16 protein-coding genes and 2 tRNA genes are annotated in these 17,285 nt (G+C 63.6%); 4 read left to right on the plus strand and 14 right to left on the minus strand.

All coding sequences use genetic code 11. The annotated features are described in order from the left end of the window. Nucleotides 1-36: 36 nt before the first annotated feature. The gene (gene rlmD, locus ACSQ27_RS08840; RefSeq protein ID WP_436155078.1) at nt 37-1,497 is read right to left on the minus strand and encodes a 23S rRNA (uracil(1939)-C(5))-methyltransferase RlmD; all 1,461 of its coding nucleotides are present in this window, start codon (nt 1,495-1,497) and stop codon (nt 37-39) included. A 56-nt stretch (nt 1,498-1,553) separates the two neighbouring features. Here rlmD and ACSQ27_RS08845 point away from each other — a divergent pair, with 56 nt between their 5' ends. Further along, nucleotides 1,554-1,973: a VOC family protein gene (locus tag ACSQ27_RS08845; protein ID WP_436155079.1), complete on the plus strand. Its 420-nt coding sequence runs from the start codon at nt 1,554-1,556 to the stop codon at nt 1,971-1,973. 76 nt (nt 1,974-2,049) lie between these two features. Here ACSQ27_RS08845 and ACSQ27_RS08850 read toward each other — a convergent pair whose 3' ends face one another. The 3 genes from ACSQ27_RS08850 to surE all read right to left on the minus strand — a co-directional run bounded on the left by ACSQ27_RS08850 (nt 2,050) and on the right by surE (nt 4,746). Next, nucleotides 2,050-2,880, minus strand: coding sequence for a peptidoglycan DD-metalloendopeptidase family protein (locus tag ACSQ27_RS08850; RefSeq protein WP_436155421.1), 831 nt, complete (start codon nt 2,878-2,880; stop codon nt 2,050-2,052). Between the two features lie 199 nt (nt 2,881-3,079). Beyond that, nucleotides 3,080-3,949, minus strand: a complete 870-nt coding sequence (locus tag ACSQ27_RS08855) for a protein-L-isoaspartate(D-aspartate) O-methyltransferase (RefSeq protein ID WP_436155080.1) — start codon at nt 3,947-3,949, stop codon at nt 3,080-3,082. An 11-nt stretch (nt 3,950-3,960) separates the two neighbouring features. Continuing rightward, the gene (gene surE, locus ACSQ27_RS08860; protein ID WP_436155081.1) at nt 3,961-4,746 is read right to left on the minus strand and encodes a 5'/3'-nucleotidase SurE; all 786 of its coding nucleotides are present in this window, start codon (nt 4,744-4,746) and stop codon (nt 3,961-3,963) included. Nucleotides 4,747-4,871: 125 nt separating this feature from the next. Here surE and ACSQ27_RS08865 point away from each other — a divergent pair, with 125 nt between their 5' ends. Further along, nucleotides 4,872-5,846, plus strand: a complete 975-nt coding sequence (locus ACSQ27_RS08865; protein WP_436155082.1) for an NADPH:quinone oxidoreductase family protein — start codon at nt 4,872-4,874, stop codon at nt 5,844-5,846. A gap of 29 nt (nt 5,847-5,875) precedes the next feature. Here ACSQ27_RS08865 and ACSQ27_RS08870 read toward each other — a convergent pair whose 3' ends face one another. The 7 genes from ACSQ27_RS08870 to ACSQ27_RS08900 form a co-directional block, all read right to left on the minus strand. Further along, complete coding sequence (locus ACSQ27_RS08870) at nt 5,876-6,361, minus strand: surface-adhesin E family protein (RefSeq protein WP_436155083.1); 486 nt, start codon at nt 6,359-6,361, stop codon at nt 5,876-5,878. A 225-nt stretch (nt 6,362-6,586) separates the two neighbouring features. Next, nucleotides 6,587-6,662, minus strand: a tRNA-His gene (locus ACSQ27_RS08875). 37 nt (nt 6,663-6,699) lie between these two features. Next, the gene (locus ACSQ27_RS08880; protein WP_436155084.1) at nt 6,700-8,625 is read right to left on the minus strand and encodes a SurA N-terminal domain-containing protein; all 1,926 of its coding nucleotides are present in this window, start codon (nt 8,623-8,625) and stop codon (nt 6,700-6,702) included. An 84-nt stretch (nt 8,626-8,709) separates the two neighbouring features. Beyond that, a tRNA-Val gene (locus ACSQ27_RS08885) sits at nt 8,710-8,785 on the minus strand. A 16-nt stretch (nt 8,786-8,801) separates the two neighbouring features. Continuing rightward, complete coding sequence (locus ACSQ27_RS08890) at nt 8,802-9,074, minus strand: HU family DNA-binding protein (RefSeq protein WP_007874140.1); 273 nt, start codon at nt 9,072-9,074, stop codon at nt 8,802-8,804. A 267-nt stretch (nt 9,075-9,341) separates the two neighbouring features. Then, nucleotides 9,342-10,448 (minus strand): tartrate dehydrogenase, encoded by a 1,107-nt coding sequence (locus ACSQ27_RS08895; RefSeq protein WP_436155085.1) that lies wholly within the window; start codon nt 10,446-10,448, stop codon nt 9,342-9,344. 22 nt (nt 10,449-10,470) lie between these two features. After that, a complete protein-coding gene (locus tag ACSQ27_RS08900; RefSeq protein WP_436155086.1) occupies nt 10,471-11,349 on the minus strand; it encodes an alpha/beta fold hydrolase in 879 nt (292 codons plus the stop codon). A 133-nt stretch (nt 11,350-11,482) separates the two neighbouring features. Here ACSQ27_RS08900 and ACSQ27_RS08905 point away from each other — a divergent pair, with 133 nt between their 5' ends. Beyond that, a complete protein-coding gene (locus ACSQ27_RS08905) occupies nt 11,483-12,463 on the plus strand; it encodes a LysR family transcriptional regulator (RefSeq protein WP_436155087.1) in 981 nt (326 codons plus the stop codon). Here the strand turns inward: ACSQ27_RS08905 and ACSQ27_RS08910 are convergent. From ACSQ27_RS08910 to uvrC, 3 genes are all read right to left on the minus strand, one after another. Further along, nucleotides 12,405-13,283: a DMT family transporter gene (locus tag ACSQ27_RS08910; protein ID WP_436155088.1), complete on the minus strand. Its 879-nt coding sequence runs from the start codon at nt 13,281-13,283 to the stop codon at nt 12,405-12,407. The two genes, ACSQ27_RS08905 and ACSQ27_RS08910, sit on opposite strands and share 59 nt — an antisense overlap. Nucleotides 13,284-13,352: 69 nt before the next feature. Continuing rightward, the gene (gene pgsA / locus ACSQ27_RS08915; RefSeq protein WP_436155089.1) at nt 13,353-13,919 is read right to left on the minus strand and encodes a CDP-diacylglycerol--glycerol-3-phosphate 3-phosphatidyltransferase; all 567 of its coding nucleotides are present in this window, start codon (nt 13,917-13,919) and stop codon (nt 13,353-13,355) included. A gap of 107 nt (nt 13,920-14,026) precedes the next feature. Beyond that, nucleotides 14,027-16,018, minus strand: a complete 1,992-nt coding sequence (gene uvrC, locus ACSQ27_RS08920; RefSeq protein ID WP_436155090.1) for an excinuclease ABC subunit UvrC — start codon at nt 16,016-16,018, stop codon at nt 14,027-14,029. A gap of 44 nt (nt 16,019-16,062) precedes the next feature. Between uvrC and earP the strand changes: the two genes are divergently transcribed. Beyond that, nucleotides 16,063-17,169, plus strand: coding sequence for an elongation factor P maturation arginine rhamnosyltransferase EarP (gene earP / locus ACSQ27_RS08925; protein ID WP_436155091.1), 1,107 nt, complete (start codon nt 16,063-16,065; stop codon nt 17,167-17,169). Nucleotides 17,170-17,285: the final 116 nt, after the last annotated feature.

The following is a 17,285-nucleotide window of genomic DNA, read 5'->3' on the forward strand; positions in this document are numbered from 1 at the left end:
CGCCACACACAAAAAAGGAGCCTAGGGCTCCTTTTTTCATGTCCGCTCAAACACGGCGATGGACTCCACGTGCGCCGTATGCGGGAACATGTTGACCACACCAGCCGCGGTGCAGCGCCAGACGCCGCTTTCCACCAGCACGCCCGCATCCCGCGCCAGGGTAGCCGGGTTGCAGCTCACATAAACGATGCGCTGGGGCGGCGTCCAGCCGTCCAGGGCCAGGCTTTGCTGGTGCTCGCCGTCGTCGCAGGGAACGCCGCTGGCGATCTGCTGCTGCAGGGCCGCCAGCGACTTGAACAACTCAAACGCGCCTTCGCGCGGCGGGTCCACCAGCCATTTGTCGGCGGCACCGTCCTTGACCAGCATGGCTGGCGTCATCTCAAACAGATTGCGCGCCACAAACCGGGTCGGGGCCAATGCCCGGCGGGCGGACGATGCCGCCCTGTTTCTCTCAAAATTCTCGCGGGAACGGGCCACCAGCACTTCGCTGCCCTCAATACCCAGCACCTCGCGGGCGCGTGTAGCCAAAGGCAGCGTGAAATTGCCCAGGCCGCAAAACCAGTCGATCACCCGCTCATCCGGTTGCACGGCCAGCAGGCGCAAGGCGCGCGAGACCAGCACCTGGTTGATCTGCGGGTTGACCTGGGTGAAATCGGTCGGCTTGAACGGCATGGTGATGCCGAACTCCGGCAGGCCGTAGCTCAGTTCCTGGACGGCGTCGTCCAGCAGCTTCACCGTCTCCAGCCCACCTGGTTGCAGCCACCATTGCAGGCCCGGGTGGGCCGCGGCAAAGGCGCGCAGGCGCGCCAGGTCACCCTCGCTGAGCGGCTCCATGTGGCGCAGCACCATCGCCGTCACGTCATCGCCGCAAGCCAGTTCGATCTGCGGCAGGGTTTCTTTCGCGTCCATGGCACCGATCAGCTCGCGCAGCGGTACCAGCATGTCGCTGACGTGGCGAGGCAATACATGGCATACGCTCATGTCGGCCACGTAGCTGCTTTTGCGCTCATGGAAACCCACCAGCACCGTGCCCTTTTTGCGAACGTAGCGCACCGACAGGCGCGCGCGGTAGCGATAAGCCCAGGCCGGCCCCTCGATGGGCCGCAGCAGACCGTCCGCCTTGAGCTTGCCGATGTGCCGGAGGTTGTCTTCCAGCACACGCTGCTTCACGGCCACTTGCGCGCCCACGTGCAGATGCTGCATTTTGCAGCCGCCGCAGGCGCCGGTGTGCATGCCGAAATGCGGGCAGGCCGGGCGCACGCGCTGGGACGATTCGCGGTGAATCACCATCACCACGGCTTTTTCAAAACTGCTTTTCTTGCGGTAAACATTGGCCGTCACCTGCTCGAAAGGCAATGCGCCCTCGATGAACACCACTTTGCCGTCGGGCCTGTGGGCAATGCCCTGGGCCTCGATGTCAAGCGACTCGACCTCGAGCAGGTCCGGCGGGTAGTCCGCAGCCGCGGCAGGCTTGGTGGTGGGGCTTTCTTCTGTCATATGCCAATTGTCTCAGGCTGCGGTACCATTTTCCGGACACCCGCAAAGGAATGACGATGGAACTTCGCATCTGCATCGACGTTGACGACATGGAGCGCGCCGTCGCGTTTTATACCCAGGGGCTGGGGCTGCGCGTGGGCCGCCGCTTCAAGAGCGACTTCGTGGAAATCCTGGGCGCCGGCAGCCCCATCGACCTGCTCTTCAACGCACCCGGCACGCGGCCCATCGCCGGCGGGCCTGGCAGCGAAACCACCCGCAACTACAGCCGCCACTGGACACCTGTGCACCTGGATTTCGTCGTGGAAGACATCGACACCGCCGTGGCGCGCCTGCAGCAGCATGGCGCGGTGCTGGAAATGCCGGTGGCCGAACGCGTCTGGGGACGCATCGCCGGGCTGGCCGATCCTTTCGGTCACGGACTGGATTTGCTGGAATTCAAGGGCCGCGGCTACGACGAGATTCTTCAGCCTCATTGAAGGCTGAAAACGGCGCGGCAAAGAAAAAGGAGCCGGGCGGCCGCCGGGCTCCTTTGACTGTCGTCTGAGGCGTCGATTACTTGGCAGGCAGGTATTTGGCGGGGTCCACCGGTTTGCCCTGGCGGCGGATTTCAAAATGCAGCTTTACGCGATCCGCATCGCTGTTGCCCATCTCCGCGATCTTCTGGCCCTTCTTGACATTCTGGTCTTCTTTCACCAGCAGCGTCTGGTTATGCGCATACGCCGTGAGGAAAGTGTTGTTGTGCTTGAGGATGACCAGGTTGCCGTAGCCGCGCAAGCCGGCACCTGCATACACCACCCGCCCGTCGGCGGAGGCCACCACCGCATCGCCGGCCTTGCCGGAGATGTCGAGGCCCTTGTTCTTGGCTTCGTCAAAGCCCGCCACCATGGCGCCTTGCGCCGGCCAGATCCAGGCGATGTCTTCATCACCCGTCGCGGCCGGTGTCGGTGCCGGGCTGGCGCTGGCAGGCGCCGATGCGGGCTTCGCGGCAGCGCTGGCGGCCTGTGCGGGCGCCGTGCTGGACGCTGGAGCAGATCCCGGCGACACCGGACGGGTCACCACCAAGGGGTTTTCGTTGGTCGGCGGCACGACGCGCAGCACCTGCCCCACTTCAATGATGTTGGGGTTTTCAAGGTTGTTCCAGCGCACGATGTCGCGCCAGTTCTGGCCGTTCTCCAGGCCGATACGGATCATGGTGTCGCCGGGCTTGACCGTGTAATAGCCCGGTTTGCCGGCGTTCTCAAAGCCGGGCAGCTGCTTGACGCTGCCGGGGTCCACAGCGCCCGGTGCCGGGCGCGCGCCGAAAGTCCCGCGATCTTCCACCGGTGCATTGGTGGGAGATCGTGAGGCGCAGCCCGCGGCAACGAGCAGCGCGGCCGCAAGCATGCAAGACAACGCCAGCCTGCCGGGTTTGGAGCGGGTGGAAGCCAAGGCAGTTGCCCTGTTCGACCGTACGGTTTGATTCATTGCTTCTTTCGTCTTCAATCTTGACTGATTTGCCCGGGGCCACAAGGCCCCCGGGGCTTGTCTGGTTTATCGGACTTATCGCATGGATGCCTGCCTGTGCCCTGCCGGGGCCTGGCCTTTAGCTTGTTCCCGATTTTAAAGGCACAAAGTGGACGGCCTCCAGCAAGGTCTGCCGGACGCCCTGCGGGGTTTTATCCACCACCACCAGCGCTTGCGCGCCGCCGGCGATCTGCATGGGTGCCACCAGCCGGCCACCCACGGCCAGCTGGTCTATCCAGGCCGCAGGGATGGCTTCACCGCCCGCCGCGGCAATGATGGCCGCATAGGGCGCGCCCTTTGCGTAGCCCATCATGCCATCCCCAAAGAGCAGATGCACATTGGGCAGCCGCAAAGTCCGCAAGTTCTCCCTGGCTTTGTCATGCAGGCCTCGCAGACGCTCGATGCTGTAGACCTCCGCAGCGAGATGGCTGAGCACCGCGGCCTGGTAGCCGCAGCCGGTGCCGATCTCCAGCACCCGGCCCAATTTCCCCGCGTTGCCCGCCACGCCATGGCGCAGCAGCTCAATCATGCGGGCCACCACATTGGGTTTGGAGATGGTCTGGCCCAGGCCTATCGGCAAGCTGGTGTCTTCGTAGGCCTGGTTGACCAGCGCGGAGTCGACAAAACGGTGGCGCTCCACCAGCCCCATGGCGGCCAGCACCTGGGGGTCGCTGACGCCCTGGGCCGCGAGCTTGGCGACCATGCGCGCGCGCACGGCCTGCGAATCCAGACCGACACCGCCTGGCCGCGTTGGGGCGGGAGGCGTGGTTTTCTTCAGGCCGGTGGGAGCCCCCACCGCAGGCCGGGCGCTGGAAGCGGGCAATTTGGTCGCCGACGGTACACCCGCATCAGGTTTGAGGCGTACCGGGAAGGCCGGGCGCGGCACCGCCTCAGGCGCCTTGAGCGCCTTGGCCGAAGGATTAAAAGGCGGCTTGAGGCTGGGTTTCATGCGTCAGGCCTTCAATGCGACCCGGTCAGCCTGGCGGCTGTCTGGGCCCAGTAGGGCAGGCGCTCGTGGTCGGTCAAATCCACCTGTAGCGGCGTGATGGAGACAAACTTCTGGCTGGTAGCGTAAAAATCGGTGCCGTCGCCGGCTTCCTTCGCGGGCCCCGCGCCGCCTATCCAGTACATGGTTTCGCCGCGCGGGCTGGTCTGCATGATGACGCGTTCGGCCGCATGGCGGCGCCCCAGGCGGGCCACTTTCACGCCGCGAATTTCATCGTCGGGCAGGTTGGGAATATTCACATTGAGCAGCCATGGCGGCACCGTGGGCTCCGCGCCTTCGGCCACGTTTTCCAGCGAGGGGATCAGTTGCTGCACCAGTTCGGCCGCGCGCCTGGCCGCGACGTCGATATGGGCCCAGCCTTTTTCGGTCTGCGAAAACGCGATGGACGGGATGCCGAACAGGTAGCCCTCCATGGCCGCGCCCACCGTGCCGGAATAAATCGTGTCGTCGCCCATATTGGCGCCATTGTTGATGCCCGAGACCACCAGGTCGGGCCGGTAGCCCAGCAGGCCGGTCAGCGCGATGTGGACGCAGTCGGCCGGCGTGCCGTTGATGTAGCGAAAGCCATTGGCCGCCGTCTGCACGTACATCGGCGAGTGCAGGGTCAGCGCGTTGGATTTGGCGCTGTTGTTGTGCTCGGGCGCCACCACCTCGACATCCGCAACGGTTTTAAGCGCTTCGTAGAGGGCGATGATGCCGGAAGCCTGGTAACCGTCGTCGTTGCAGATGAGAATTTTCATGGGGTGATTTTACGGTCACGGCCGTGACAGCCCGGACGTATTTGCGACTGGCGTGCGCCCTTGCTTTGCCTATGATGCAGTCAAGGCGTCGCCCCTTCCCACCCTCACCTCACCGGAGACCTCCCATGCAAGCCTGGCTTTGTGAAAATCCCACCGGCGTAGACGCCCTGACCTGGAAAGAACTACCTACGCCGCAACCCAAGGCCGGCGAAGTCCTGATTGAAATCAAGGCGGCCAGCCTGAACTTCCCAGACCTGCTGATCGTGCAGAACAAATACCAGATCAAGCCGCCCTTGCCCTTTGTGCCGGGTTCCGAATACGCCGGCATCGTCCAGGCCGTGGGGGAAGGCGTCAAGCACCTCCAGGTCGGGCAGAACGTCGCCTGCCTCTCGGGCACAGGCGGCTTCGGCACGCATACCATCGCGCCTGCAGCCCTGTGCATGCCGCTGCCGGCAGGGTTTTCTTATGTGGACGCCGCCGCATTCATCATGATTTACGCCACGTCCTGGCATGCGCTGATGGACCGCGCACAGCTCAGGGCGGGTGAGACCGTTCTGGTGCTGGGCGCCGCGGGCGGCGTGGGCACGGCGGCCATCCAGATCGCCAAGGCCGCCGGCGCCCGCGTGATCGCCGCAGCATCAACGGATGAGAAGTGCGCGCTCTGCACCTCCATCGGCGCGGACGCCACCATCAACTACAGCACGAAAAACCTGCGCGATGAAATCAAGGCATTGACCGACGGCAAAGGGCCGGACGTGATCTACGACCCGGTAGGCGGCGACTTTGCCGAGCCCGCCTTCCGCTCCATCGCCTGGCGCGGCCGCTACCTGGTCGTCGGCTTCGCCTCGGGCCCCATCCCCGCCCTGCCGCTGAACCTGACGCTGCTCAAGGGCGCCTCCATCGTGGGCGTGTTCTGGGGGGACTTTGCCAGGCGCGAGCCCAAAGCCAATGCCGCCATGATGGCCGAGCTCGCGGGCTGGTACGCACAAGGCAAGATCAAGCCGGTGATAGACCGCACCATGCCCATGGCCGAGCTCAAGGCCGCCTATGCCCACATGGGCTCGCGCGGTGTCAAGGGCAAGCTGGTCATGGTCAACTGACTTTCCCCGGTGCCTGCGGCGGTGCCGCGCTAATTGCTTGTCACGTTCTTGACGCTGCACGCGGCCTTGATGATGCGCGCATTGGGATCGTCGTCAGTGTCCTTGAAGATCATCGGACGTATGTCATCACCGGCATAAGTGGTGATTCGGAAAGGCTCGCCGCGAAAATCCGGCAAGGCATAAAAAGCCGCCTTCACATAACGGGCGATTTGCTGGGTGCAGTCGATCTGCACCTCAGTCGCCACTGAGCGGAACTGAAGGCCCTCGCCGGCGGGGGCCCATTGCGTCGCGCGGTTGATGCGTACCTGAATGCGCCGCTGGTCATCCTTGATGTCGATGGCGGCCACGTTGACCTGAACATAGTGGCTCGCGGAATTGGCGGGATCGCCGGTAACGGTAAGCCAGGTATCCGCCGCATGCGCGCCTGCAGCCACCAGCACTGCCGCCAGGGACACGGCCGGCAGCCGGATGAGAGCCCCTACGGCCGAAGCAAAAAGACTTAGTGTCTGAAACAAGGCATTCCTGTCGTGAAGGGCGGCTTTCCTCAGAGAATTGGCGAGGAGCAACCTGGATGGACGGCCGGCAAACAGCTTGAAACAGCTACCGGCATCTGTATCTTGCCGCACATCGATAGCGTGCACGTTTCGAATTGTGACCCCCGGCGTTCATCGGAACGGATGGCCGGCGTGCCGCCAAAGAAAAAATCCCGCGTACCAAATGGCACGCGGGATTTCAGATAGTGGGGTGGCTGATGGGGCTCGAACCCACGACAACAGGAATCACAATCCTGGACTCTACCAACTGAGCTACAGCCACCGGAGCCCTGCATTATAGCGGCAAAGCCGCCGCTGTTTTATTGGGTAACGACTTCTTCCGCGTTCGCCTTGGCCTGTGCGGGTTTGGGGACCAGTATTTCCGCCTTGAAACGGTCCTTCAGGCTGTTGTAATACGCCAGGCTTTCCGCCGACGTCCACCACTGGGCGTACTGGTCGTGCTGCTGTTTGGCCGCGGCTTCAACCGGCGCATCACGAGGGACCACCTTCTCAACCTTGATGATGGCGTAACCCTGGCTGCCAAGGTCAACACCCGCAAAAGCCGGCAAGGCGCTGGCATCAGCGCGCAGCGCGGCATCGATCACCGGAACCGGCAATTTCTGTGTCTGTTCACGGGACACCACGACAGGCGCAGCCAGGCCGGTTGCCGATGCGGGTGCAGCCTTCCAGGCCGCCAGCTTGGCCACGCCTTCTTTGCGGGCCTCTTCCGCGGCGCGCTGCGCGAGCCAGCGCTGGCGCACGGTGTCTTTGACTTCGGCCAAAGGGCGTGTATGCGCCGGGGTGTACTGCACGATACGGCCCGAAGCCAGCTGGCTGGGCCCCACTTCAAGGGCCTCGGTGTTGCGCTTTTTCTCGATCGCGTCGGGGGCAAACAGCGCATTGAGGAACTTCGGGTTCGCCAGCACGCCGGTTGCGCCAGCCTGGGGTTGGCGCGTCACATTGGCCGCCGATTTGATTTCCAGTTTCAGGCGGTCAGCCGCCGGCTTGAGGCTCTCGGCCTGCTCGTACACCGCATTGGTGAAGATCTCTGCGGAATCCGTGAATTTCTTCTGCGCTTCCTGCTTTTTCATGGCAGCTTCAAGTTCCGGGCGCAGCTCTTCAAAGCCGCGTTGCTTGACGTCCGTCAGCTTGATGATGTGGTAACCGAACTCGGATTCAACGACATCGCTGATCTCGCCTTTCTTCATGGCAAAGGCGGCATCCGCAAAAGGCTTGACCATGGAGCCGCGTGCGAAGAAGTCCAGGTCACCGCCCTTGGCTGCCGAGCCGGGGTCTTGCGAGTTCTTGCGCGCCACCTCGGCGAAGCTGTCGGGGGATTTCTTGACCAGCGCCAGCAGTTCCTGCGCTTTCGCCTTGGCTTTTTCACGGTCGGCCGCGGGGGCGGACTGGGGCGATGCGATCAGGATATGGCTGGCCCGCCGCTCACCTTCAAAGCGCTGGATATTCTGCTCGTAATAGGTTTTCAAGTCGGCCGGGTTGACGGAGATGCTCTTGCCCACGCTGTCCATGTCCAGCAGCACATATTCGATGCTGGCCTGCTCGGGTGCCTGGAAAAGCTTCTCGTTGGCCTTGTAGAACTGCTCGAGGTCGGCATCCGTCGGGTTCAGCTTGGCGGCGAAGTCGGCGGCGTTGAAGCGGGCCAGCTGGATCTCGCGCTTTTCGAAGTAGGCGTTCAGCGCGATGTCGGCGGCCGAATTGGAAGCAAAACCGCTGGCGCCAACACCCGCCATCACTTGCTGGTTCGACAGGTTGGTCCGCACGTTGGCTTCGAACATTTCCGGGCTCATGCCCTGGGCGCCCAGCAACTGGCGATAGCGATCCATGTCAAGGCTGCCGTCCGGGCGGCGCAGGGAGGCGATCTCGGGGCTTTGCTGCAGCTCGCGCGCCAGGCGCTCGTTGCTCGTGGTGAGCTTGAACTTCTCGGCCGCGGCGGCAACGACACGCTCACGCACCAGGCGCTCCAGCGAGGCATAGCGCGCCTCGGGCGAGTCCAGCAGCTTGGGGTCCAGGTTGGGCATGGAATTGCGGAGCTGGTCCATTTCGCGCTGGTGCGCGCGGTCCCAATCCGACTGCGTGATGTCCCTGCCGTCCACCTTGGCGACCTTCGCGCTCTGGTCCTGGGATTTGTTATAGCCGTCAAGGCCCAACAACACGAAGGACGGAAGAATCAGCAAAAACAACAGCACCATGACGATTTTGGTGTGCTTGCGAACGAAATCAAACATCTCGAATTTCCTGTACTGCTGCTAACGGACAAACCGGGGCCACCAACAAAAAAGGCGAACCTCGTTCGCCTTTTTCCTCGTGGGTGGTGGGTGCTGACGGGCTCGAACCGCCGACCTACGCCGTGTAAGGGCGCTGCTCTACCAACTGAGCTAAGCACCCCACGTCAGACGTTCTGTCAGTTCAAAGCATCCTTGAGCGCTTTGCCCGGACGGAACTTTGGAACCTTGGCTGCCTTGATTTTAATCGCATCGCCGGTCCGTGGATTACGGCCGGTGCGCGCAGCGCGTTTGCCCACCGCAAAAGTGCCAAAACCCACCAGAGACACGGAGCCTCCTTTTTTCAGGGTGGTTTTCACAGCGCCAATCGTGGATTCCAGTGCGCGCGTAGCGGCAGCTTTGGAAATGTCAGCATGTTTGGCAATGTGCTCGATCAGTTCAGTCTTGTTCACAAGGAGCCCCTCGTTGATAAAAAGTTAATCTGGTTGTCTCTAAAAAATATCTCCCGGGACACTGTGGTGATGGTGTCAGCGGGAGCGGCATGTGCAGGTTTTCTGCTGCTTCCAATTAGAGCCATGGACTTCTAACCTGTCAATACAGCAGCAAGTTTTTACAACGTGCGGAGGCGGATTCTAGACGCTTTTTCCACGCTTTCACGACTTAATCGTAAGCATGATGTGTAATTTTCATGCTTGACAAAACGCGGCTTTCCAACAGGCCTACACCCCCGCCAGAGCCTGGGCAACGGCTTTGCCGACATCGGCCGTGCCGGCCTTTCCGCCCAGGTCGGGCGTGCGCGGCGCACCACTTGTGGGACTCAATACTTTTTCGATCGCGGCGAGGATGCCATCATGCGCGTCCTTGTGTCCCAGAAACTCCAGCATCATTGCACCGCACCAAATCTGGCCGATGGGATTGGCGATGTTGCGTCCCGCGATGTCGGGGGCCGAACCATGTACGGGCTCGAACAGCGAGGGAAATTTGCGCTCGGGGTTGAGGTTGGCGCTGGGCGCGATGCCGATGGTGCCGGTGCACGCCGGCCCCAGGTCGCTGAGGATGTCGCCAAAGAGATTGCTGGCCACCACCACGTCGAAAAAATCCGGGCGCTGCACAAAATGCGCGGTGAGGATGTCGATGTGAAATTTATCCAGTTGGATGCCCGGATAGTTTTTCGCCATCTCGGCCACGCGCTCGTCCCAGTAAGGCATGGAAATCGAAATGCCGTTGGATTTGGTTGCACTCGTCAGGTGCTTCTTGGGCCGCGACTGCGCCAGCTCGAACGCGAATTTCAGCACCCGGTCCACACCAATACGGGTGAACACGGATTCCTGCAGCACGAATTCGCGATCGGTTCCGGGAAAAGCCTTTCCGCCTATGCTCGAATATTCACCCTCGGTGTTTTCGCGGACGATGTAAAAATCGATTTCACCCGGCTGGCGCGGGCTGCCGTCGCGCCGCACCACGGGCGCGATGATGCCGGGCATCAGGCGCGCCGGCCGCAGGTTGATGTACTGGTCGAACTCGCGCCTGAACAGCAGCAGGGATCCCCACAGCGACACATGGTCGGGGATCTTGTCGGGCCAGCCCACCGCTCCGAAATAAATCGCGTCGTGCCCGCCGATCTGCTCCTTCCAGTTGTCGGGGAGCATATTGCCGTGCTTCTCGAAGTAGTCCCAGCTCGAGAAATCGAAGTGGTCGAACTGCAGATCGATGCCGTACTTGATGGCCGCGGCCTCCAGAACGCGTATGCCCTCGGGCATGACTTCCTTGCCGATGCCGTCGCCTGCGATGACGGCGATTTTCTTTTTCCCGGTGTGCTTGCTCATGATGGTCCTTTGGGTACGTTGATCAGGGTTTGAAAAAATCGAGTGCCTGCGCCAGCAGCAATGCCGGCGCCTCTTCGGCAATGTAGTGGCCGCAAGGCAGGCCCATGCCGGACACGTCCAGCGCACGCTCGCGCCAGAGATCGAGCACCTTGAAGCATTGGCCCACCGTGCCGTGCTCGCCCCACAGCACACGCAGCGGCTGCGCCAGCCGCTGGCCCGCGGCGACGTCGGCGCGGTCATGGACCAGATCGATCGTGGCGGAGGCCCGGTAGTCTTCGCAGATGGCCGCGGCAGTGCCGGGGATTTGCGCGCAGCGTTCGTACTCGGCCAGCGCGGCGGGCGCGAATGCGGCGAGGCCGGCATGGCGCTTGCCCATCACGCCGCGCACATAGCGCACCGGGTCGGACTCTATCAACGCTTCCGGCAAGGGCGGCGGCTGGATCAGGAAGAACCAGTGCCAGTAAGCGCGCGCAAAGGCATCCGAGGTGGCTCCATACATGGCAAGGGTGGGAGCGATGTCCAGCAGCATCAGGCGCTCCACCGCATCCGGATGGTCGGCCGCCAGCCGGTGCGCCACGCGTGCGCCGCGGTCATGGGCCAGCACCTGGAAGCGCGAAAATCCGCAGGCCCGCATGACAGCCATGGCGTCCTGCGCCATCGCGCGTTTTGAATAGGCCTGGTGATCCGCGTCGCCCGCGACCCGGGCCGAATCCCCGTAGCCGCGCAGGTCCATCATGACCACGGTGAACACCTTGGCCAGTTCGCCGGCCACCGCATGCCACATCGCATGGGTTTGCGGATGGCCGTGCAGCAGCAGCAAGGGGGCGCCGCTGCCGCCCTGCAGAACGCGCAGCCTGCCGGCGGGCCCTTGCACATCGCGTGAGGAAAATCCTTCGAACATCGATCAGCCTTGATTCTGGTGGGAGCAGTTGCGGCCTGCCCGCCTGCCCCCTTTACCCGGGACTGATTCTGTAGAAGATGCCGCTATGATTCAAGCAATAATCAGGCAATCAATTATTTCCGTTAAGGCATGAATGGATCGCAGCGATCTTGAACTGGTGCTGGCCGTACGCGACGGCGGCAGCCTCACCGCTGCCGCGCTCAGCCTGGATGTGGCGCCACCGGTGGTGACCAAACGGCTCGCCGCGCTGGAAGCCCAGCTGGGGCAACGCCTGTTCCAGCGCACTACCCGGCGCGTGAGCCCCACGGCCGAGGGAGAAACCGTGTGCGAACGCGCGCAGCTTCTGTTGCAGGGCTTTATGGCGCTTGAATCGGAGTTGCAGGAACGCAAGGCCGAACCCACGGGCCTGGTCCGCCTGGCCGCCACTTTCGGCTTCGGGCGACTCTGGCTCGGGCCGGCGCTGGCCGCCTTCCAGGAACGTTATCCGCGCATTGAAATCCAGTTGCAGCTGACGGAGCAGTTGCCCGACCTGGCCCTCGAGGGTTTTGACGGCGCCATCTGGCTGTGGTCGGTGCAGGGCCGGCAGGCCGCGCAATGGGTGTCACGCCGGCTGGCGCGCAACCAGCGCGTGCTGGTGGCCTCGCCCCGCTACCTCAAGCAGCATGGTGAGCCCGCCGACCTGGAGGCGCTGCAGCATCACGCCTGCCTGATCGTGCGCGAGAACGGCAACGCCGCCGGCCAGCGCTTTGATGTGTGGCAATTGCACCGGGAACGCGACAAAACGCCGGCGCGTGTGCGTGTTCACGGCCCGCTGGCCAGCAACTCGGGTGAACTGGTGCGCGACTGGTGCCTGGAAGGCCGCGGCATCATGCTGCGCAGCCTGTGGGACATCGCGCCGCAACTGGCTTCGGGCCAGCTGGTGCGCGTGCTGCCGGCCTATTCCATGCCCGACGCCGACATCCACTGGCTGGCGCCCTACCGCACCGACCAGCCGCGGCGCATACGCCTGCTGATAGACCACCTGGCGGCGCAGTTCCAGGACACGCCCTGGAAAACTACGCGGCCGGCGGCGGCTTCGCGGACCGCACCACGAGGCTCACGCCCAGCGCCGTAAGCACCGTTCCCACGATGGTGGCCGCGGTGATGGATTCACCAAACAGCGCCCAGGCCATCAGGGCCGTGGTGGGCGGCACGAGGTACAGCAGGCTGGTCACCGCGGTCGCCGCGCCGCGCTGGATCAGCAGGTAAAGCAGCGAACTGCCGCCCAGCGTGAGCACCAGCACCGACCAGGCCATGGCCCCCAGGAAATGGGGAGTCCAGTTGATCGCCTCGGTTTCGAGCAAGGCCAGCGGCAAGGTCACCACAAAGGCGGCCGCCAGCTGGATGACGTTGGCGGTGCGCACGTCAGTCGGTTTAACGAAGCGCTTCTGGTAGAGCGTGCCGGCCGTGATGCTGAACAGGGAGAAGATGGTACAGGCCAGCGTCAGCGCGGTAACCTCGTGGCCCGTGCCGAATTTGCGTGACACTACCAGCAGCAGGCCGCCCAGGCCAAGCACCAGGCCTGCCCATTGCCGCGCTGTGACCTTGCTTGCCGCCTGGTCGTCGCCGGATGACACCCAGGACACCCACAGCGCCGTGAGCACCGGCTGAAGGCCAACGATGAGAGCCGTCAGGCCCGAACCCATGCCGGCCTTCACGGCAATCCAGACACCGCCCAGGTAGGCCGCATGCATCAGTACACCCGTCACTGCCAGGTGGCCCCATTGCGCGCGGCTCCTGGGCCAGGCAGCACGGGCCAGGACTATCCAGACAAGAAAACACACGATGGACAGGAAAAAGCGTATCGCCAGAAAGGTCAGCGGCGGCGCGTAAGGCATGCCGTATTTGGCGACGATGAAGCCGGTGCTCCAGATCACGACGAACACGGCGGGCATGACCCGGATCAAGATACCCGGAAAGGAAGAAGGAGAACTCAAGGACGGCAATTCAGGAAAGCGGCGGGACTACTTGGCGCGTGCGCGGATTTCCGGGATGGCTTTTTGCAGGTAATAAATCATGGACCACACCGTGAGGATGGCGGAGATCCAGATCAGCCAGGTGCCCCACACGTGCGTGTTGATCACGCCGAACAGCACGCCGTCGAACAGCAAAAAGGGGATGGCAATCATCTGCACGGTGGTCTTGACCTTGCCGAGCATGTGCACGGCAACGCTTTTGGTTGCCCCTATCAGGGCCATCCATTCGCGCAGCGCTGAAATGGCGATTTCGCGGCCGATGATGATGAGGGCCACGAACACGTCGGCGCGCTGCAGGTGTACCAGCACCAGCAGGGAGGCGCAGACCAGGAATTTATCGGCCACTGGGTCGAGGAAGGCGCCGAAGGAGGACGTCTGGTTCAGCTTGCGTGCCAGAAAGCCGTCCAGCCAGTCGGTCGCGGCGAAAACCACGAACATCACGGTGGCGATCAGGTTGCGCTCGGTGGGCGCCAGGTTCAGGTAGAACACCCCCACGATCAGCGGAATCGCAACAATGCGGGTCCAGGTCATCAGCGTGGGGATGGTCAGAAACATGACCCGATTTTGGCATGAGCCGCACCAAGCCTGCCGGGCACCGGGTTAAAGCGCACCAAAACGGTGGTTTCCGTTGCTCAAATACGTCTGACCTTCAACGCCGCGTATCAATGCAGGGCGCGGTAGATTTCCTCGGCCAGGTCCTTCGAAATGCCGTCCACCGTGGCGATGTCTTCCGCGCTGGCCGAGGCGATGCCGCGTATGCCGCCAAAGCGCTGCAGCAGGCTGGCGCGCCGCTTGGGGCCTATGCCCGCGATGTCTTCCAGCTTGCTGCCGCCGACCCTGACCTTGGCGCGCTTGGCCCGCATACCGGTGATGGCAAAGCGGTGGGCCTCGTCGCGGATTTGCGCAATCAGCATCAGCGCGGCCGAATCCCGCCCTAAATAGACTTTGTCGCGCCCGTCGGCGAACACCAGCTCTTCCAGGCCGACCTTGCGGCCCTCGCCTTTTTCGACGCCGGCGATCAGCCCCAGGTCCAGGCCCAGCTCCTCGAACACTTCGCGCGCCATCGACACCTGCCCCTTGCCGCCGTCGACCAGCACCAGGTCGGGCAGCTTGGCCTCGCCGTTGCGCGCGGCTTCAGCCACGCGGGTGTAGCGGCGCGTCAGCACCTGGCGCATGGCGGCGTAGTCGTCGCCGGGCGTGATGCCTTCGATGTTGTAGCGGCGGTATTCGCTGTTGACCATCTTGTGCTCCTGGAACACCACGCAGGAGGCCTGCGTCGATTCGCCGGCCGTGTGCGAGATGTCGAAGCATTCGATGCGCAAGGTGTCCAGGTTGTCGAGGGGCAGGTCCAACGCTTCGGCCAGCGCGCGCGTGCGCGCCTGCTGCGAGCCCTGCTCGGCCAGCAGCCGGGCCAGTTGCAGGCCGGCATTTTTTTGCGCCATCTCCAGCCAGATCCGGCGCTGCTCGCGCGGCTGGTGAATCGCCGTGACCCTGGTGCCGGTCTGCGCGCTCAGCGCCTCCATCAATTCCTTGTCCACCGGCTCGCTGCACACCAGGGTGGGCGGGACGGGCACGTCGATGTAATGCTGGGCGATAAAGGCCTCCAGCACCAGAGCCTCCAGTGATTTTCCGGGCGGCGAAGGCGGCGCGGGCAAGACGCTTTCGCTGGAAGCCTCCACTTGCGTGGTCTGCCGGGCATCCGCCTCGATCTCGGCATCGAGCGCCGCGACGTCGGTCGCGTTCTCCACGTGGCTGGGGAAGTAGGCCCTGTCGCCCAGGTGGCGGCCGCCGCGCACCATGGCGAGGTTGACGCAGGCCTTGCCGCCCTGCACTTTCACCGCCAGGATGTCGACGTCCTTGTCGCCGCCGATCTCCATGGACTGCTGGTGCAGCACCTTGGACAGCGCCGACATCTGGTTGCGCAGCTCGGCGGCCTGCTCGAACTCCAGGCGGTCGGCATGCACCAGCATCTTTTTCTCAAGCTCGGTCAGGATGTCCTGCGCCTGGCCCTGCAGGAAACGCTCGGCGTTGGCGGTGTCCAGCGCGTATTGCTCGGGCGACACATGGCCCACGCAGGGCGCCGAGCAGCGCTTGATCTGGTACAGCAGGCAGGGCCGGGTGCGGTTGTTGAACACCGTGTCTTCGCAGGTGCGCAGGCGGAACACCTTTTGCAGCAGCAGGATGGTGTCCTTGACGGCCCAGGCGCTGGGGTAAGGCCCGAAGTAGCGGTGCTTTTTCTCGACTGCGCCGCGGTAGTAGGCGATGCGCGGGAACACCGCGGCCGCGGGCCCCTCGCCCTCCACGGGCGCGCGCGCGCCGGTCAGCTTGAGGTAGGGGTAGCTCTTGTCGTCCCGAAACAGGATGTTGAATTTCGGGTTGAGCGTCTTGATCAGGTTGTTTTCCAGCAGCAGCGCTTCCGCTTCGGAGCGCACCACCGTGGTCTCCATCCGGGCGATTTTGGTCACCATGTGGCCTATGCGCGTGCCGCCGTGGTTCTTCTGGAAGTAATTGGAGACCCGCTTCTTCAGGTTGCGCGCCTTGCCGACGTAAAGCACGCCGCCCTCGGCATCGAAGTAACGGTACACGCCCGGCAAGGCGGGCAGCGCGGCGACTTCGCTGAGCAGCTGGGAATCGAATTCGTGGGCTTTGGTCATGGGCTGAAATGGGGGCAACTGCCCGTATTGTGGACAATCCTTTCATGAATCGCCTGCAGTGGGACATTTTTTGCAAGGTCATCGACAACTTCGGGGACATCGGCGTGTGCTGGCGCCTGGCCGGCGACCTGGCCTCGCGCGGCCACACGGTGCGGGTCTGGGTCGATGACGCCTCGGCCCTGCGCTGGATGGCGCCAGGCGGGTGCGAAGGGGTTCGTGTGCTGCCCTGGCCGCAGGACGGCACGCCGCTGGACCTGGATGCCGCAGGCTTTGCGCAACAGGCACCCGAGGTGCTGGTCGAAGCCTTTGGCTGCGAGATCGCGCCTGAATTCGTGGCGGCCTGCGCCCGGGTGGCGGCGGAGACCGGCCGTCCACCTGTCTGGATCAACCTCGAATACCTGTCCGCCGAGGATTACGTCGAGCGCTCCCATGCCCTGCCCTCGCCGGCGCAAAACGGCCCGGCGGCGGGCTGGATCAAATGGTTCTTCTACCCTGGCTTTACAAAAAACACCGGCGGGCTGCTACGCGAACCCGGCCTGCTGGAGCGGCAGAGCCGTTTTGACCGCGCCGGCTGGCTCAAAGTCCAAGGAATCAGCTGGAACGGCGAAGCGCTGATGTCCCTGTTTTGTTATGAACCCCCGGCGCTGCAAAGCCTCCTGGCCCAACTGGCGCTGCATGGCCTGCAGGGCCGGCCCGTGCGCCTGCTGGTGGCCGCCGGGCGCGCCGCCGGCGCGGTACGAGCCCTTTCCTTCGAGGAAAACAAGCAGCTCTCGATCTCCTACCTGCCCCTGCTGGCGCAAGCGGAGTTTGACCACCTGCTCTGGGCCTGCGACCTGAATTTCGTGCGCGGCGAGGACTCACTGGTGCGGGCGATCTGGGCCGGCAAGCCTTTCGTCTGGCAGATCTATCCCCAGCAAGGCGACGCCCACCAGGCCAAGCTGCAGGCCTTTCTGCACATGCTGCAGGCGCCGTCCTCCCTGCGCGCTTTTCATGTGACCTGGAACAGCCAGGCAGAGCCCGGGGCAACCCCCGCGCCATTGCCTGCCGACCTGCCCGCCTGGCAGGCCACGGCGCTGGCGGCCCGTGCCCGGCTGATGGCCCAGGACGACCTGTTGACCCAATTGCTCGGCTTTGTGGCAAAAAAACGCTAAAATCATGGGCTTTGCGGATCAATCTGAAGATCGACCCAACCTGGGCGGCCCGCACAACCCGCCGCGTAACCTGCACACCGGTGCAAGCGTTTAGCGGCCTACCTCAGTGAAACTGC

The organism is Polaromonas sp. LjRoot131 (genome assembly GCF_964252805.1).
In the GTDB taxonomy this organism is placed as follows: domain Bacteria; phylum Pseudomonadota; class Gammaproteobacteria; order Burkholderiales; family Burkholderiaceae_C; genus Polaromonas.

Coding starts and splice junctions, on each gene's coding strand:
- ACSQ27_RS08865 (WP_436155082.1), top strand. CDS start 4,872: ATGCAAGCCTGGCTTTGTGAAAATCCCACCGGCGTAGACGCCCTGACC.
- surE (WP_436155081.1), bottom strand. CDS start 4,746: ATGAAAATTCTCATCTGCAACGACGACGGTTACCAGGCTTCCGGCATC.
- rlmD (WP_436155078.1), bottom strand. CDS start 1,497: ATGACAGAAGAAAGCCCCACCACCAAGCCTGCCGCGGCTGCGGACTAC.
- ACSQ27_RS08850 (WP_436155421.1), bottom strand. CDS start 2,880: ATGCTTGCGGCCGCGCTGCTCGTTGCCGCGGGCTGCGCCTCACGATCT.
- earP (WP_436155091.1), top strand. CDS start 16,063: ATGAATCGCCTGCAGTGGGACATTTTTTGCAAGGTCATCGACAACTTC.
- ACSQ27_RS08905 (WP_436155087.1), top strand. CDS start 11,483: ATGGATCGCAGCGATCTTGAACTGGTGCTGGCCGTACGCGACGGCGGC.
- ACSQ27_RS08895 (WP_436155085.1), bottom strand. CDS start 10,448: ATGAGCAAGCACACCGGGAAAAAGAAAATCGCCGTCATCGCAGGCGAC.
- ACSQ27_RS08855 (WP_436155080.1), bottom strand. CDS start 3,949: ATGAAACCCAGCCTCAAGCCGCCTTTTAATCCTTCGGCCAAGGCGCTC.
- ACSQ27_RS08900 (WP_436155086.1), bottom strand. CDS start 11,349: ATGTTCGAAGGATTTTCCTCACGCGATGTGCAAGGGCCCGCCGGCAGG.
- ACSQ27_RS08845 (WP_436155079.1), top strand. CDS start 1,554: ATGGAACTTCGCATCTGCATCGACGTTGACGACATGGAGCGCGCCGTC.
- uvrC (WP_436155090.1), bottom strand. CDS start 16,018: ATGACCAAAGCCCACGAATTCGATTCCCAGCTGCTCAGCGAAGTCGCC.
- ACSQ27_RS08910 (WP_436155088.1), bottom strand. CDS start 13,283: ATGCCCGCCGTGTTCGTCGTGATCTGGAGCACCGGCTTCATCGTCGCC.
- ACSQ27_RS08880 (WP_436155084.1), bottom strand. CDS start 8,625: ATGTTTGATTTCGTTCGCAAGCACACCAAAATCGTCATGGTGCTGTTG.
- pgsA (WP_436155089.1), bottom strand. CDS start 13,919: ATGTTTCTGACCATCCCCACGCTGATGACCTGGACCCGCATTGTTGCG.